General features: G+C 62.2%; 16 protein-coding genes. 9 read left to right on the forward strand and 7 right to left on the reverse strand.

Annotated features, from left to right (window positions below; genetic code table 11):
* From napA to C4S73_RS27545, 3 genes are all read left to right on the forward strand, one after another.
* On the forward strand, positions 1 to 1938 hold a 1938-nt coding region (gene napA / locus C4S73_RS27535; RefSeq protein ID WP_103875046.1), incomplete at its 5' end, for a periplasmic nitrate reductase subunit alpha.
* Positions 1911 to 2411: a nitrate reductase cytochrome c-type subunit gene (locus C4S73_RS27540; RefSeq protein ID WP_103875789.1), complete on the forward strand. Its 501-nt coding sequence runs from the start codon at positions 1911 to 1913 to the stop codon at positions 2409 to 2411. The genes napA and C4S73_RS27540, both read left to right, overlap by 28 nt.
* Before the next feature lie 12 nt (positions 2412 to 2423).
* On the forward strand, positions 2424 to 3137 hold the full coding sequence (locus C4S73_RS27545; protein ID WP_103875790.1) for a cytochrome c3 family protein: 714 nt from the start codon (positions 2424 to 2426) through the stop codon (positions 3135 to 3137).
* 214 nt (positions 3138 to 3351) lie between these two features.
* On the opposite strand, the gene C4S73_RS27550 is transcribed toward C4S73_RS27545, so the two are convergent.
* Positions 3352 to 3555 (reverse strand): CsbD family protein, encoded by a 204-nt coding sequence (locus C4S73_RS27550; RefSeq protein WP_103875791.1) that lies wholly within the window; start codon positions 3553 to 3555, stop codon positions 3352 to 3354.
* Positions 3556 to 3941: 386 nt separating this feature from the next.
* Between C4S73_RS27550 and C4S73_RS27555 the strand changes: the two genes are divergently transcribed.
* The 3 genes from C4S73_RS27555 to C4S73_RS27565 all read left to right on the forward strand — a co-directional run bounded on the left by C4S73_RS27555 (position 3942) and on the right by C4S73_RS27565 (position 6677).
* Positions 3942 to 4226 (forward strand): hypothetical protein, encoded by a 285-nt coding sequence (locus tag C4S73_RS27555; protein WP_103875792.1) that lies wholly within the window; start codon positions 3942 to 3944, stop codon positions 4224 to 4226.
* Positions 4227 to 4498: 272 nt separating this feature from the next.
* Positions 4499 to 4861, forward strand: a complete 363-nt coding sequence (locus C4S73_RS27560; protein ID WP_103875793.1) for a RidA family protein — start codon at positions 4499 to 4501, stop codon at positions 4859 to 4861.
* An 823-nt stretch (positions 4862 to 5684) separates the two neighbouring features.
* Complete coding sequence (locus C4S73_RS27565; RefSeq protein ID WP_103875794.1) at positions 5685 to 6677, forward strand: sensor histidine kinase; 993 nt, start codon at positions 5685 to 5687, stop codon at positions 6675 to 6677.
* A gap of 752 nt (positions 6678 to 7429) precedes the next feature.
* Here the strand turns inward: C4S73_RS27565 and ppk2 are convergent.
* From ppk2 to C4S73_RS27590, 4 genes are all read right to left on the reverse strand, one after another.
* Complete coding sequence (ppk2, locus tag C4S73_RS27575; protein ID WP_103875796.1) at positions 7430 to 8212, reverse strand: polyphosphate kinase 2; 783 nt, start codon at positions 8210 to 8212, stop codon at positions 7430 to 7432.
* Positions 8213 to 8230: 18 nt separating this feature from the next.
* Positions 8231 to 8719: a hypothetical protein gene (locus tag C4S73_RS27580; RefSeq protein ID WP_103875797.1), complete on the reverse strand. Its 489-nt coding sequence runs from the start codon at positions 8717 to 8719 to the stop codon at positions 8231 to 8233.
* A gap of 85 nt (positions 8720 to 8804) precedes the next feature.
* Positions 8805 to 9386 carry a hypothetical protein gene (locus C4S73_RS27585; protein WP_103875798.1) on the reverse strand — a complete coding sequence of 194 codons (582 nt, stop codon included), beginning with the start codon at positions 9384 to 9386 and terminating at the stop codon, positions 8805 to 8807.
* 33 nt (positions 9387 to 9419) lie between these two features.
* On the reverse strand, positions 9420 to 9674 hold the full coding sequence (locus C4S73_RS27590) for a hypothetical protein (protein WP_146071529.1): 255 nt from the start codon (positions 9672 to 9674) through the stop codon (positions 9420 to 9422).
* A gap of 290 nt (positions 9675 to 9964) precedes the next feature.
* Here C4S73_RS27590 and C4S73_RS27595 point away from each other — a divergent pair, with 290 nt between their 5' ends.
* From C4S73_RS27595 to C4S73_RS27605, 3 genes are all read left to right on the forward strand, one after another.
* Positions 9965 to 11638: an adenylate cyclase gene (locus C4S73_RS27595; protein ID WP_146071530.1), complete on the forward strand. Its 1674-nt coding sequence runs from the start codon at positions 9965 to 9967 to the stop codon at positions 11636 to 11638.
* 265 nt (positions 11639 to 11903) lie between these two features.
* Positions 11904 to 12335: a hypothetical protein gene (locus C4S73_RS27600; protein WP_103875801.1), complete on the forward strand. Its 432-nt coding sequence runs from the start codon at positions 11904 to 11906 to the stop codon at positions 12333 to 12335.
* Positions 12336 to 12401: 66 nt separating this feature from the next.
* Positions 12402 to 13025, forward strand: coding sequence for a response regulator transcription factor (locus C4S73_RS27605; RefSeq protein ID WP_103875802.1), 624 nt, complete (start codon positions 12402 to 12404; stop codon positions 13023 to 13025).
* Between the two features lie 43 nt (positions 13026 to 13068).
* Here the strand turns inward: C4S73_RS27605 and C4S73_RS27610 are convergent, their stop codons facing one another.
* Positions 13069 to 14778, reverse strand: coding sequence for a SulP family inorganic anion transporter (locus C4S73_RS27610; protein ID WP_103875803.1), 1710 nt, complete (start codon positions 14776 to 14778; stop codon positions 13069 to 13071).
* A gap of 115 nt (positions 14779 to 14893) precedes the next feature.
* Entirely contained in the window at positions 14894 to 15829 is a 936-nt protein-coding gene (locus C4S73_RS27615) for a DUF2950 domain-containing protein (RefSeq protein ID WP_103875804.1), read from the reverse strand.
* Between the last annotated feature and the right edge of the window lie 35 nt (positions 15830 to 15864).

Genomic DNA, 15864 nt, shown 5'->3' on the forward strand with positions numbered 1-15864 from the left:
TACGCCTTCATGCGCACCTTCGGCATGGACGAGCCGATGGGCTGCTATGACGATTTCGAGCATGCCGACGCCTTCGTGCTCTGGGGCTCGAACATGGCGGAGATGCACCCTATCCTGTGGACCCGGTTGACCGACCGTCGGCTCGGCCATCCGCATGTGAAGGTCGCGGTGCTCTCGACCTTCACCCATCGCAGCTCGGACCTCGCCGATATCCCGATCATCTTCAAGCCGGGCACGGACCTGGCGGTCCTGAACTACATCGCCAACCACATCATCTCGACCGGGCGGGTGAACAAGGATTTCGTCGACAAGCATACCACCTTCCTGAAGGGCGCCACGGATATCGGCTATGGCCTCCGTCCGGACGATCCGCGCGAGATGAAAGCGCGCAAGGCCGCCGACGTCACCGCCACGACTCCGATCGACTTCGAAGCCTTCGCCGCCTTTGTGAAAGACTACACGCTGGAGAAGGTCTCCGCCCTGACCGGGGTCGAGCCGGGCTTCCTGCAGCAGCTTGCCGAACTCTATGCCGATCCCAAGCGCAAGGTTATGTCGCTCTGGACGATGGGCTTCAACCAGCATGTGCGTGGCGTCTGGGCGAACCAGATGGTCTATAACCTGCACCTGCTGACGGGTAAGATCTCTGAGCCCGGCAACAGCCCGTTCTCGCTGACCGGCCAGCCCTCAGCCTGCGGCACGGCGCGCGAGGTCGGCACCTTCGCCCATCGCCTCCCGGCCGACATGGTGGTGACCAACCCCGAACACCGCAAGCATGCCGAGGAAATCTGGCGAATTCCGCATGGCATCATCCCGGAGAAGCCGGGCTACCACGCCGTCGAGCAGGACCGCATGCTCAAGGACGGCAAGCTGAATTTCTACTGGATCCAGGTCAACAACAACCTCCAGGCCGCGCCCAACAACAGCAACGAGACCTATCCGGGCTATCGCAACCCGGAGAACTTCATCGTCGTCTCGGATGCCTACCCGACCGTGACGGCAATGGCCGCCGACCTGATCCTGCCCGCCGCAATGTGGGTCGAGAAGGAGGGCGCCTATGGCAATGCCGAGCGGCGCACCCATGTCTGGCACCAGCTCGTCGACGCGCCCGGCCAGGCCCGCTCCGACCTCTGGCAGCTCATGGAATTCTCGAAGCGCTTCACGACCGACGAGGTCTGGCCGGCCGAGATTCTCGAGGCCAATCCGAACTATCGCGGCAAGACCTTGTTTGACGTGCTTTACCGCAACGGCAACGTCGACAAATTTCCGCTTTCCGAGATTGAAGCTGGTTACGAGAACCAGGAATCAAAGCAATACGGCTTCTATGTCCATAAGGGGCTGTTCGAGGAATATGCCACTTTCGGCAGGGGCCATGGCCACGATCTCGGACCTTACGACCTCTACCACGAGGTGCGCGGCCTGCGCTGGCCGGTTGTCGACGGAAAGGAGACGCTCTGGCGCTACCGCGAGGGCCTGGATCCGTACGTCAAGGCTGGCAAAGGCGTCGAGTTCTACGGCAACAAGGACGGCAAGGCCCGCATCATAGCTGTGCCCTACGAGCCCCCGGCGGAATCGCCCGATGGCGAGTACGATCTGTGGCTTGTCACCGGGCGCGTCTTGGAACACTGGCACTCCGGTTCGATGACCATGCGCGTGCCGGAGCTCTACAAAGCCTTCCCCGGTGCGCGCTGCTTCATGCACCCCGAGGACGCGCGCAACCGCGGGCTCAACCAAGGCGCGGAAATCCGGATCATCTCGCGGCGCGGCGAGATGCGCACCCGCGTCGAAACGCGAGGCCGCAACCGCATGCCGTCAGGCGTGATCTTCGTTCCGTGGTTCGACGCCAGCCAGCTCATCAACAAGACCACTCTCGACGCCACCGATCCCATCTCCAAGCAGACGGATTTCAAGAAATGCGCGGTCAAGATCCTGGCGGTCTGAGCCTGATGCGCTCCTGGACCCTTCTCGGAACTGCCCTGGCAGCCTTCGTCGTCCTCACCGTCGGCGCGCTCTCGCAGGACGGAGCGCCGATCAGGATCGTACCGCGCGTGACCGGCAACGCGCAGCCCATGGAGCTCGAACGGGTGCCCGCGCTCGGCCGCCCGATCGTCGATGACGTCAGGCGGATGCGCAACTATCCCGAGCAGCCGCCTGTGATCCCGCATTCGATCGACGGCTACCAACTCACGCTCAACACCAACCGCTGCATGGATTGCCACAGGCGTGAGTTTACCGAGGGCTCGGGCGCACCGATGATCAGCATCACCCATTTCCAGGACCGAGATGGCCAGGTGCTCTCGGACGTGACGCCGCGCCGCTATTTCTGCACGGCCTGCCATGTCCAGCAGACCGACGTGCAGCCATTGGTGCCGAACCGGTTCCAGGATGCCAAAGACGTCGGTCGAAAGCCGTAGCGGGGCGGAATGATGGCCAGACTTAAATCCCTCGTCCTTTGGTGTTGGGGCGTAGCCGTTCGCTTCTGGCGCGTCATCAGCCGGCCCAGCGCCTATCTTCCGCTTGGCTTCCTGACACTCGGCGGTTTCGTCTGCGGCGTGATCTTCTGGGGCGGTTTCAACACCGCGCTCGAGGTGACCAACACCGAGAAGTTCTGCACCTCCTGTCACGAGATGCGCGACAACGTCTATCAGGAGCTGACGCAGACGGTGCACTTCTCCAACCGTTCCGGGGTGCGCGCCAGCTGCCCCGACTGCCATGTGCCGCACAACTGGACCGACAAGATCGCTCGCAAGATGCAGGCCTCGAAGGAGGTCTGGGGCAAGATCTTCGGCACGATCTCGACCCGCGAGAAGTTCCTGGGCATGCGGCTCGAACTCGCCAAGCACGAATGGGCGCGGCTGAAGGCCAACGACTCGCTCGAATGCCGCAACTGCCACTCCTCCGTGGCGATGGATTTCACCAAGCAGACCCGGCGTGCGGCGGACATCCACAGCCGCTTCTTGATCCCCGGCGAGAAAACCTGCATCGACTGCCACAAGGGCATCGCCCATCTCCTGCCGGACATGACGGGAATCGAACCGGGCTGGAAGGAGCCGCCCGAGAACCAGGGCAAAGGCAGTGCCTCCTGGCATGAGCCGGAACGCGCCGTGCGCTCTTATTTGGCCGAGATCGAAAAGCGCTAATAGACTTGCGGGGTTCGACTGCGACGCGGAATCACGACACGACTTTCGACGAAGGCTGGCGCCGCCGATCGGCGAGCATCAACCAGCGTCCGCTAGCCGCCCATTGCGGACGCAATCGTATAAGCGCCGACAAATACCCGGCGCTTGACTAGAAGACGCCGACACGCCGACAAGCGCAGCAGCTGGGCAGCGTGCCGGCTCGATCGTCGGCGGATCACCAAGTCTGGCGGTTGTACCAAGTATCGACGTCGGACTTCACCTTGTCCTTCTCGATCCCGTATCGCTCCTGGATCTTGCCTTCCAGTTGGTCGCGCTTACCCGCAATCACGTCGAGATCGTCGTCCGTGAGTTTGCCCCACTGCTCCTTGACGCTGCCCTTGATTTGCTTCCAGTTTCCTTCGACACGGTTCCAGTCCATGGGACTCTCCTTTTCGAGGTGATTGGACTGAATAAACGCAGGAAACTGCAGTTTGTTCGATCACGAAGCTCACGAAGCCCGGGAAGTTTGGCTGCCTCGTCCTTCTTTCCGCCGCGCGCCACCGGGCTTGGCGGTAGTTCCTAGAGAAGAAGCCCGCTATAGCGGGCCGCGGGCTCGAAGGCCTGTCTAGCATCTCCGGCCGGCGCAGCTGCCTCTCAATGCTGCCATGCAGGTCGCCATAGCAAGCCGCCAGGCCTGTTCTCCGTCGTGGTATGGCGGGCTAGACGTGACCCGTTAAGTGAAGGCAGATCGCCGCGGTGCGGTGACCGGATGAACCAGCGGTCATCACGAAAGCCCGCGGCAACGACAAATCTTGAGGCAACGGAATGGCGTACACAGACGAGCTCGAGCCGCTGCTTTCTGTCGAGCAGGACCTTAGGCTGATGATTGCGCAGCGGATCGCGGAAGAAGCCGGCGCGCCAACGGGCGCCACGGCGAACGAGGAGCACACGGCGGCCGCAGACGAGGCAATCGCGTCCTGGGCAAGGGAGGACGAGGACGACCACGACATGCGAGCGTTCCGGCCGCTGGGGCCATTGCAGAAGCTCCTGGTCGCCCACGCGGACTTAGTCGACCGGATTATCGACATAAGAGACCGTCGACTGTCATAAGCGCGGGCCGCAAGCTCTTACCGGCACGACCGATGCGAGGAGCGAGATATCAAGGGGATCAGGGAGAAGCGGCCGTTGCCTTCCTGCGTTCAGAGATCCACCGGCTTAGCGAAATCCGACAGCGGGGCTAAGAATAGCCCTTCCTCAGAATGCTCCCTTGCGTCGACCTCACCGAGCGCGAAGAAGCCGTCGGTGACGAATCGATCTGTGCCACGTATCAGCGCCAGGCACTGTGCTTGCCGGCCCCCGCCGCGCTCAACTGAGGACACGCTATGTCGATCGAACGCATCGGACTGACCCATCGCTGGTGCGATGCCGCTATCTTCAACGGCATTGTCTTCCTGGCCGGCCATATCGCCGAGAAGACCGAAGGGCGCTCGCTAACGGAGCAGACCGAAGAGGTGCTGGCGCTGCTCGAGGAAACGCTGGAGAGCGCCGGCAGCGCCAAGGACCTCATCCTGAGTGTGCAGATCTTTCTGACGGACATCTCGAAAATTGCTGAGATGAACGCCGTCTACGACAAATGGGTCGCTCCGGGCCATGCGCCAACGCGGGCCACGGTCGGCGCTCAGCTGGCGTCGCCGGGCCATGCGATCGAGATCACGGCTGTGGCGGCGAAGCGTTCCGCAGCCTGAGCGAACGCTAGACCCGCCGCGCCTTCTGCGATCGACCAATATCCCTAACACTGAAAGGCCGCCGCCCCGACGGACGGCGGCCCGCGCTCACGAGGACGAACCTCACCCGAAAGCGAACGCCGAGCGGGCTGATGACCCGGCGATGCGGATGAACGCAACAGGAGCCGGGCGAGTTCGCCACTGAAACGAAAAAAGGCCCGGCCTCCTTTCGGAGTGCCGGGCCTTTTGACCGTCGTCGCCTCGAAGCGAACGGCCGCTACTGAGAACCTACTTCGTCGGGCGCCCCGGATCGATGGGGCTCCAAGAGCTCGAAGGCTTCGTATCACCCTTTGTGGGTGACTTCGCCGGAGCAGCATCGCCTTTTCCACTCTTGTGGACGGTCGGCGTTCCGGAGCCGGGTCGAGGCCTGCTGTCGCTCCCGCGCCGAGGCTGACCGACAGTGTCGTCTTTTTTGTCCGTCATACTGTCTCTCCCGAACTTGATTTTGATCGGAGACGAACGCGCGGCCCGCTGGCCAATGGGAGGAAGCAGCGAGCCACGCGACGCCGGAGCGCGCCCGGACAACCGGTTCATCCCGCGCTTGTTCCACACAAAAAAAGCCGGCGCTCCGAAGGAGGCCGGCAAGTGCCATTGCGGCGGCTGGTGGCTGACGCCGCATTTAACGACTACCGGACACGCAACTCGGTTTATTTATTTGTGCCATAAACCCTTCCGCGAAGAAGAAGGACCCGCGCTCGGGGGGTTATGCCCCGAAAGACATAGGGTGACGCGGTCTCAGCTGTTAGCATGGCTTCTCGTGCCGCAGTGTCCCCAGAGTCTTATCATGCCGACAAGCCCACTGTTGTGGAACGCCGACAGCTTGCGATACGCGATCCGAGCAGCAGGTGTCGCCCTGTGGTCCTGGAATGTGGAGACTGACCTGTTTGCGATGGACGAACGGGGTTACGCCTTATGGGCAGTGCCGCACGGGGACCCGGTAAAGTTCGAGGACCTTTCGGCCCGCATCCACCCCGCCGATCGGGATCGTGTTCGAGCTGCTTTCACGGCGACGCGGGCCATCGTCGGCGCTTATGAAATCGACTTCCGCATCATCATCGACAACGAGATCCGGTGGATTTCCGCCCGCGGCATCGGCGACGATTCCAATCTGCAACAGGGCATAGCATACGGCATCTTCCTCGATGTGACCGGGCGCAAGCAGGCCGAAGAGGGCCATGAGTTGCTTGCAGGCGAGATGAGCCATCGCGTCAAGAACCTGTTGGCCATCGCCTCCGGGCTGACGCAGATCTCCTCGCGCTCGACCACAACGGCCAAGGAGATGGCCGTCGAATTGACGGGGCGCTTATCGGCGCTGGGACGCGCACATGATCTGGTGCGGCCTCTTCCCGGCCATCAGGGCCACGCCGCACTGTTGGGCGACCTGGTGTCAATCCTGCTCTCTCCATATGAGGATATGGGCGCCTTCAGCGGGCGCATCCGCGTGGCGGTCCCGCGTATGGGCGTCGGCGAAGGCGCCGCGACCGCATTGGCGCTCGTACTCCATGAACTCGCGACGAACTCGCTAAAGTATGGCGCGCTATCGGCAGAGACAGGCACGCTCGATGTATCGGGTTCCTCGGGCGAGGAGGACATCACGATTGTTTGGACCGAGCATGGTGGCCCCACCGTCGAACCGCCTAACGGCGCCGGTGGATATGGCAGCCGCCTTGTCGTGCGCAGCGTGTCTGGGCAGCTCGGGGGAGCGATCGACTACAACTGGTCACCCGAGGGCGTAATAGTGACACTCCGGATCAATACGTCGAAACTCGCCAATTAGGCGGCTTGGCGAACGGCCTGCAAAACACTCGCTTCCGAGTACGGCTTACGGAGGAACGCCACATCGGTCGGCATTTCGTCGGGCTGTGGACGAATCCTGCCGCCGGCGATGATGATCGCCACTGGCGGCCAGCGGTCGAAGGACAGTATGGCCCATCAACTGCTGCACACCTTCACGTACAGCCGCCAGACGCAGGTCTGTCGCTGTTGCCGGCGAGCCAGGCATCCTGATGCTGCCGCGGCCGAAGGCCCCAAATACGGGGCTATTTCTGAAGGCACTCGACACTATAAGCTATAATTATTTCGCCAGGGCCGGATGTTCCAGCAATTTTTAGGTCTTCCAGACCGCGCTTTATTTTCACTCCCGCGTCCTTCAAGCTATCTTCAAGTTTGGATTTGGCCGATTTGCATCGTATTTCGGTTGAAAATTCCTGAAAAACTACAGTCGGCATCAGCCTCCACTCTGCCCTATCGTTGGTGGCGGCAGGATTAACCGAATACGAGAAGACATACATCAAAACCCACATTGAAATGCTCCCCCTTTCCGGCAAAGTATCCGCTGGTTCATATCCGGCCATTCCCTCGCTCGAAACGCACGCCATTCCGATACTCGGGGATACTGATAACCTCTCCTCTTAACCAGGGCGGAAGCTCTACCTGCTGATCGACGTCAGTTTGCTCGATCTCGGCGATAACGAAGCCGTCCGTGTCACTTGTTCCGAAGGGCCATACTCAAATGACAGAGCAGGAAATCTAACCTATCCAATTTCGCGCGAAGTTCACTTCCTCGCGGTCGCCTGATTTCTGTCGTTTCGGCAGTTTTACCTTCTCCCGCGGCGGCGCTTCATAGGGGACGGAACTGAGAATGTGAGAGATGATATTCAGTCGCGCCTGGCGCTTGTCGTCCGAGTGGACGGCGTACCACGGCGCCCATGACGTATCGCTTGAGCGGAACATCTCATTGCGCGCGCGCGAGTAATCGGACCAGCGCGAGTAGGACTTCAGGTCCATCGGAGAAAGCTTCCATATCTTCCTTGGGTCGTTGATGCGCTCCTGCATGCGGCGCGTCTGTTCTTCCTGGCCGACTTCGAGCCAGTATTTCAAAAGAATAGTGCCGGAATCGACGACGGCCTTCTCGACGCCGGATACACTCTGCAGGAACCCCTTGGCCTGCTCCTCCGTGCAGAAGCCCATGACCCGCTCGACGCCCGCTCGATTGTACCAACTGCGATCGAAGATCACGATTTCACCGGCTGCGGGAAGATGTGGCAGGTATCGCTGGACATACATTTGCGAGCGCTCGCGCTCGGTCGGAGGCGGCAGGGCGACGACACGGAAGACCCGGGGACTGACCCGCTCCGTGATGGCCTTGATAACGCCGCCCTTGCCGGCGCCGTCGCGTCCCTCGAAGACGATACAGACCTTCCCGCCGTCATGTTTCGCCCATTCCTGGAGCTTGACCAACTCTGCATGCAGGTCGCGCAGCTTCCGCTCGTAAGGCTTTCTTTTCAGGGGCTCGCCGACATCGGATTTCATCGCCGGACTCCGTTTGCGCTAGGACCAGCTGAGATAAAACGCGACGTCGCCCGGCAAGCCGCCGGGCCAGTCGATGATCATCGCGCGAAGCTTGTACTTGGCGGGCTGCAGATGCTCCTTCCAGAACTCGTAGGCTTGCCGCGGCCTGCCGGTCAGCGTCGCTGGCCAGCCGGCTTCGGCATTGTTGATCGCCCGGCCCTTATCCACGCAGAGCGCGCTCGGAAAGCGCATGACAAGCACCTCCGTCTCGCCTCGCCCGGCCGCCGCGCGGGTCTTGTTCGCCAGGCTATGTTTGATTTCGGCGATCTTCTCCGGCGTGACGGCGATCTCGTTCTGCAAGGTGGCGACCAGCTTCCGGCGCGCCTCCTCGGCCTTGTCCATGGCGCCAACCAGCTTGGAGGCCTTCGCCATTTCGAGGTCGGTCATGTAGGACCGCAAATCATCCGCGGACATGAAGCTCTCGTCGGCGAGCACGTCCGTGTTAGGATTTTCGTGTGCGATCGACATCGCCTGGAACTCCCCTTCCTAATCGCAGGCATTGCATTACACGCCGGCTATGAGTCACGAACCACGTGCGGCAGAGCCGGCCGGCTCAGTATTTCTGGAAATGGAAAGCTTCGGCGAAGGTCAGATCGACCATGTCGCCGCGCCTCAGTCGCGTGATATCCGCCTTGATGTCGGGGTCGACCACTTGATGGGTCCGCGGTCCGGCCGGGCCGACATAGTTCACGATCCCGGTCGCAGGATCGAAACTCTCGAAGCGCGCAGTCAGTGTCAGCGAGCGCACGACAAATTTGTCCGGCAGGTTCTGGAAGGGCGGTCCGCTGACCGCTTCGGTGTAGACGATGCCCGGCCTCGCCCCTTTCCGGGCACGCCTCGCGCCCAGGATCACGCCATCGATGCGTCGGATTTCGACCCGGTCACCCGTGCGGATGTTCTGCAGGTCGCCGAAGACCTCCGGCACCAGCACACCCCAGCTGCGGCGGCCCTGACGGACCACCACGAGGCGCTCGGCCGGCATGACATTGACGACCTCCACGTTGAGCTGCTCAACTTCGACCGGTCCTACGCCGGCAATGATTACGGTTTGACTGGTCACCGTGGGATAGGTAGCGCATCCCGCAACGACCGCCGCCAACGAGACGGCGAAGATCCAGTTCATGTGCTTGGACATTGGAGTTCTCCACTTTTCAGGGGCTGCTCGAGTTCACATTTGGCGTGGTGTTCCCAACTGGGTCTGTCGCTCGTGAATTGCTTGTCGAAGCTCTGCTTCGAGCCCGTCGACGATATGGCCGTATTCCAGGCAGCGCGCGGCGGCCCCGGTATCTCCTGACGTCTGCCAAAGCTGCAGAGCAGCCTCCGCGTCAGCGAGATCCCCGCACAGTCCGCGGAAGCTCTCGCTGAACAGCACCAATTCCTCGATGGCCTTCTTGTGCCTCGGCAACCGCCGAATGGCCGCCATGACGCCTGGGTCCATTACGGTGAGCCCCGCTGCGAATGACCACAATTATCTGGTCGCCTCGGCCGAATGGGAGTAAATAACGGGAGATTACGCAGGTACAGTCGCTCTTTGTGAACTGGTTCTAGCTTGGATTCTTGGCTTGGGGAGCCAATTCCATGGAACTGCCACGGTTCAATTACGCCGATATTGATGGCTCGTGCGCGCAAGCCGCGTCAGAGCCCGGCGAAGCTGACGTCCGCGCAGAATTGGATCGAATTTTAGCCAGTGCTCAGTTCAGCGTGCCGAAGCGGGTGCGCCAATTCCTGGTCTATGTGATTAATGAGACGCTGATCGGCCGGGGAGATCGCATCAAAGCCTATTCTATCGCCGTCGAGGTCTTCGGCCGAAACCCCAATTTCGACATTCGAAACGATCCGGTCGTTCGCATCGAGGCAGGCCGGCTTCGACGCGCCCTGGAGCGCCACTACCTTCTCGGCGGAAGCTCCGATCCCGTCGTGATCGAAATACCAAAGGGCGGCTATGTGCCCCGCTTCCATTGGCGGCACGAGTTGTCGGGGGATCGGGACCATGAGGCGCAGCCCATACCGTCCGGAAGACGCGAATTCGGCCGGTCCGTCGCTGCGTGGCTGAACCCATGGTTCGTGGGCAGCATGGCTGCAATGGCCGCGATCATCGTCGTCTCGCTAGCCCGCGCGCCAACAACCTCACCGCCCGCGCCTTCCACGACAATGGCTGCCCAGCCCGAGGGACCGTCCCTGGTCGTCAAGCCCTTCGTCAACCTGTCGAGAGATCCCGAGGTCGATTTCTACGTGGCCGGCATCGGGGAAGAGCTCTTGTCACAGCTTGCGCGCTTCAAGGAGTTGACCGTTTTTCGGCGGGAGACGCCGGGCACGATCTCGCCGACAGCCTCAACAGAAGAGATCCGGCAACGGCTCGGCGGCCGCTATATCCTGGAAGGCGGCGTCAGGTTGTTCGAGGGCAAGCTCAGGGTGACCAGCCGCGTTCTCGACGGCGAAACATCCGCCATCATCTGGTCCGGCGCCTACGATGCCGACCCACGGACCAACAATCTCGTCGACATCGAAGCGACGATAGCCGCGAAGGTCGCCACGGCGGTTGCTCAACCCTATGGAATCATCTTCAGCGCGGCGCCGCAGCCCACGCGGAGCGCGCAAAGCCCTGAAATCTATCAATGCTCGTACCGCTTCTATCGTTATCGCACCGTGCTCGACGGGAACGCACATGCCCAGACGCGCGAATGCCTCGAGCAGGTCACAGCGCGTTACCCCGACAATGCAACCGACTGGGCCATGTTGTCCTATATCTATCTCGACGAGGACCGCTTCCAACTGAACCGGCGGCCCGGCCCACCAAGCCCGATCGAACGGGCGCGACAGGCCGCCGAACGCGCAGTGCGCATCGATCCGGAGAATATCCGGGCACTGCAGGCCTTGATGACCGTCCTCTATTTCAGCAAGCAGCCGACCGAGGCTCTGCGGATCGGGGCCAGGGCGCTGCAACTCAATCCGAATGACACGGAATTGCTCGCGGAATTCGGCAGCCGGGTGGCCCAAGCCGGCGAATGGTCGCGTGGGGCGGCCCTCATCGAGGAGGCATTGACCAGGAACGCCGGTCATTCCGATTATTATACCGGGATCCTGGCTCTGGCTGCCTATATGCAGGGCGATGATACACGGGCAGCCGATCTCATCCGGCGTGCCAATCTGCGCCAGTTTGCGCTCTACCATTTCGTTGCCGCACTCATCTTCTCCCGTCTGGGACTTCAGGTGGAGACGGCCCACTGCCGCGCAGAATTCCTGAAATTGCGGCCGAATTTCTTCGACGATTTCGACGGCGAACTCGACAAGCGCAACTTCAATGCGCGCGATCGAGCCATCCTGCTTCGGGGCGCCATTCAGGCCGGCTTTCCGGTACGACCCAGCCTGACGGTCGAAACCAAGTAAAACCGGCACCTGCCGCGTCCGAACAGCACGAATACCCGCTCGCTGTGCGCGTAAATAACCGTAACCTACTACCCGCGAAGCCGTTTGCGGCATTGATTGATGCCTCAAGGGAAGCGAACGCGCAGGCCAGAGGGTCCTCTGTGATGAACGAGCACGCCAAGGGCCACCGCCGCGCGGCCCTTTCTCTTGGGTCGTCTCAACAAGCTGCGTCTGGACTGAGAAGACCGACTGCGAAAACTGGCATGCGCAAGATGTGGAGGCCTTTATGATCGCCGTGAATCATCGCCTTTGCCTGCTTGCCCTGATCCTGGTGGCGGCTCCGCTCGACGGTGCGTGGCCGCAAGCGAACCGTATCCAGGGCGCCTGGCTCGAGGAGGGAGTGTCCTGTGCCAGCGTTTTCGAGGCGAGGACGCATGCGATAGGCTTCAAGCGGTCGGGAAACATCTTTGCACCGGCTTTCATCATCACACCTCGGCGGCTCTCGACGCCATGGGCGAACTGCCGGGTTGTCAGCGTTACGCCGAGCGGCGAGCGGCAGGTCGTTCGCCTCAGCTGCACAACCTCGATCGCGACGGATGCCGCCCGCGTCATATTTGCTCCCTCCGAGGATGGAAGCCTCAACCGATTTAACTCGGTAGAGGGCGGGATCGCGTCGAGATACCGCCTCTGCAATCGGGAATCTCTGAAAACGCCCTAGAATCGCAAGTGCTCTCCGGTCGCCCTGCCGTGAGGTGGGAGCCGGCATGGAATTCGGGGATTAGCCATGTCAGATCTCGTGTATGTCGTTGACAGCGATGCAGCATCTCAGAGTGGAATCGATGATCTTCTCCGGGCCAGCGGTTACCGGACGAAGGCCTATGGCAGCGCGGACGAGATTCTGCAGCAGATGCCGGAGCGGGAAAGCGCAGGCTGCATCGTTATCGACGTGCAGTGTCGCGACAACGCCGCCCCCGATCTCTTCGACCGCCTGAGCAAGGCCGGCTCCAACCTGCCCGTCATTTTCCTGGCCGGCCACAGTGACGTTCGAGCCGGCGTGAGGGCGATCCAGGCCGGGGCCGAGGATTTCTTTACGAAGCCGGTACAACGCGAGGAATTCATCAGGGCCATCGACCGCGCGATCGCCCGGCATCGCCTGACCAACGAGCAGGATTGCTGGGGCCGCAAAGCGATGGCGCGGCTTCACCTGTTGACCCGCCGCGAGCGCCAGGTCTTCGACCTCGTCGTGCGCGCCAAGATGAACAAGCAGGTCGCCTTCGAACTCGGCACGACCGAGCGGACGGTCAAGGCCCACCGTCACAACGTGATGGAGAAGATGCAGCTTCGCTCTGTCGTCGAACTCGTATCCTGCGCCGAACGGCTCGGCCTCCTCAGGCCCGGCATCTCCTAGTTCGGCAAACTCGGCCAGCGCCGCGCGGCGGCGAAACGCCTGGCTAGAGAATTTGCGCGTTCCTTTCCTCCGGCTTCGCGTGTCGAGCCTGTTCCTCCACCAGCGCGCGAACCGCATCCTCGAGATCCTCGAAGACCACACTCGCCCCCGGACCTTCGAAAAAACCGGCGCGTTCCAGGATGTCCCTGGGCTCCTTGTGGAGCTCCGCGAAGGCGAGCTTCAGGCCCTTGGCGGCCAAATCGGCCCGCAGGTTCAGGAGCATGGCCGCCGCCGTCGAGTCGATCTGCGCGACCGCGCTCGCATCGAGCACAAGCCATCTCGTACCCGGCGGCGCATTCCCCGCTATGCTCTCGAAACGGGCGCGGACGTGATCCGCGTTGAAGAACAGCACGCTTCCCTGGATCATGAACAGCACCAGCCCGGGCAACGGCGCGGCATTTTCCGTCCTGTGGAGCTTGTAGAATCCCGGCCGGCCCGGGATGCGCCCCAGCAACGCGTCGCGCGGACGCATCTCCTTGAGAAGGACATGGAGCAACGTGCCGGCGATGGCTATGACCACGCCGCTGAGCACGCCCAGGCTGATGGCGCCCCACATGCTGATGAGCGCGAAGGCGAACTCCATGCGGCTGACCCGCCAGATCTCCCTAAGGCCCGGTACATCGATCAGGTTCAGGGCGGCGAAGGCGAGGATCGCGCCCAGCGCCGGATTCGGCAGGAGGCGCAATGCATCGTTGAGGTAAAGCAGCAGCGTCGTCAGCGCGAGGGCCGCCACGAGCCCCGAAAGCTGTGACCGGCCGCCGGCGGAGATGTTGATCGCCGTGCGCGAATCCGACACCGTGACCGGAAAGCCGCTGAACAGGCCGGAGAAGATGTTGGCGGCGCCCAGCCCCGCCAGCTCCCGGTCGGCATCGACCTCGAACCTATCCTTCGCGCCGAAGCTGCGCGCCGCGACAAGACCCGAACTGACTCCGACCAGCCAAATCGCTCCGGCTCCCAGCAGGAGATCCTTGACGGGAAGTCCCGTCACATTGGGGAAGGCCAGCGCGGGCATCGTGCTCGGCAAAGCTCCGATCACCTTCATGCCGCGGCCCTCGAGATCGAACAGCGCCGACGCCACCCCCGCGACGATGACCACCACCAGAGGTCCTGGAATCGGCGAGCGAAAGCGCGCCGATAATACGAGCAGCCCCAACATCGCGCCGGCGAATATCACGGACGGCCAATGGATCAGGTTCGCGTTCCGAACGATCTCGATCAGCGGCAGCACGAGCCCGTCGGATTCGATGCGTACGCCGGTCAATCGTCCGATCTGGCCAACGAGGATGGAAACCGAGATGCCGCAGATGAAGCCGATCAGGATCGGGCGAGAGAGAAAGGAGGCGACCACGCCAAGGCTGAGCTTGCTCCCGAGGACGCACAGCACGCCGACCATGATCGCTAATGCGGCCGCGGCGGTGACACGGTCCGCCGGGTTGTCCAGCGGGAGGCTCGCGAGCGCGGCGGCCAGCACTGTCATGGTCGCAGCGTCAGGCCCCACGACCAGCTTGCGCGACGGCCCGAACAGCGCATAGCCCACCAGCGGCAGAATGCTCGCGTAGACGCCGACCTCCGGAGGGAGCCCCGCAATCGCCGGGTAAGCGACGGCGCTGGGGATGGCGACCGCCGCAACGGCGAGGCCCGCCGTAATGTCGAAGCGCAGCCATTCCAGACTGTATCCCCGCAGGCCTCTGGGAATCGGGAGTCTGTCGATCATCGGCGTCTCTCCAGGGCCGGCTTCTCCATGCGGCGCGGGGAAACACGACAAGCCCGGATGGCAGGTCAGGTCCTGGCTTCTCGCCCTTGCCGCGCCGGGCTGCCGCCCGGCCCTGCTAAGGCTTTTCCGGCGTTACCTTCTCCCAGCCGTTACCCGGATTGAAGCTCAGCATCCGGTCGGCGATGTAGCGTGTGTCGCGGCCGAGATCCTTTTGATAGACCGTTCCGGCGTGACTGATCAGGAAGCTCGTCAAGCCCGATCTCGCATACTCCGCCGGATAGGCCAGGAGGGCAAAACCGCCGATCATCTTGCCTCTTGCCAGATAATCGATCTTTCCTCCGGGAGCCGCCGGGCCCTGCCGTGTCAGGATCTTGAAATAGTAGCCATGGAAAGGCTGCGGTCCCTCGTCAACCGTGTATCCCTGAGACGCCGCCCGGGCGGCGAGCTCACCGAGAGGACTCTGCTCCTGCCCGGGTTCTGTCGGCCAATACAGACCGTCTTTCATACCAGGCCGGCTGACGATTCTTTGCGCATAGACACCAGCGCCCTGCGAACCAAGATTCTTCGTCGCATACTCCTGTTGCGCATCGAAAAAGGCCAGGCTGGTTTGCACGGCATCAAGCTCGTTGCGGCCGATGCGACGGGCGACGATCTCCTTTCGGCCCATCTCGACATCGAACTTCCAGCCATTATCCGAACGCACGATCGGGATCGGGAACGGGAAGTCGTCCTGCCCGACCAGAAGCGTTGCCGTCGCGTCCTTTTCGCTGATCGAGTGCCGATTGTCGTAGGCCGCGAGGAAGCGCTGGCGATCGCTTGCATCCTGAACCTCGTCACCGGAGAACAGGATCTCGCGACCGGCGAGGCCGAGGATTTTGCGAAAGCGCGCGAAATTGTCGTCGCGAGCAGCAGCCACCAGCGCCGTGGCCGCCTCATCTGGTGACTTGAACAGTTCCTGCGCTCGCGCCGCCGTCGAAAATGCGGCAACTCCAGCCGCGATCGCGCAGAGTAGGCGAACAAGCAGATGCACTGCTGGCCATGTGAGGATCATGGAACTGCATCCCTGTTGAGTAAACCCGCCCTGAA

The organism is Allobosea lathyri, from assembly GCF_900108245.1.
In the GTDB taxonomy this organism is placed as follows: Bacteria; Pseudomonadota; Alphaproteobacteria; order Rhizobiales; family Beijerinckiaceae; genus Allobosea; species Allobosea lathyri.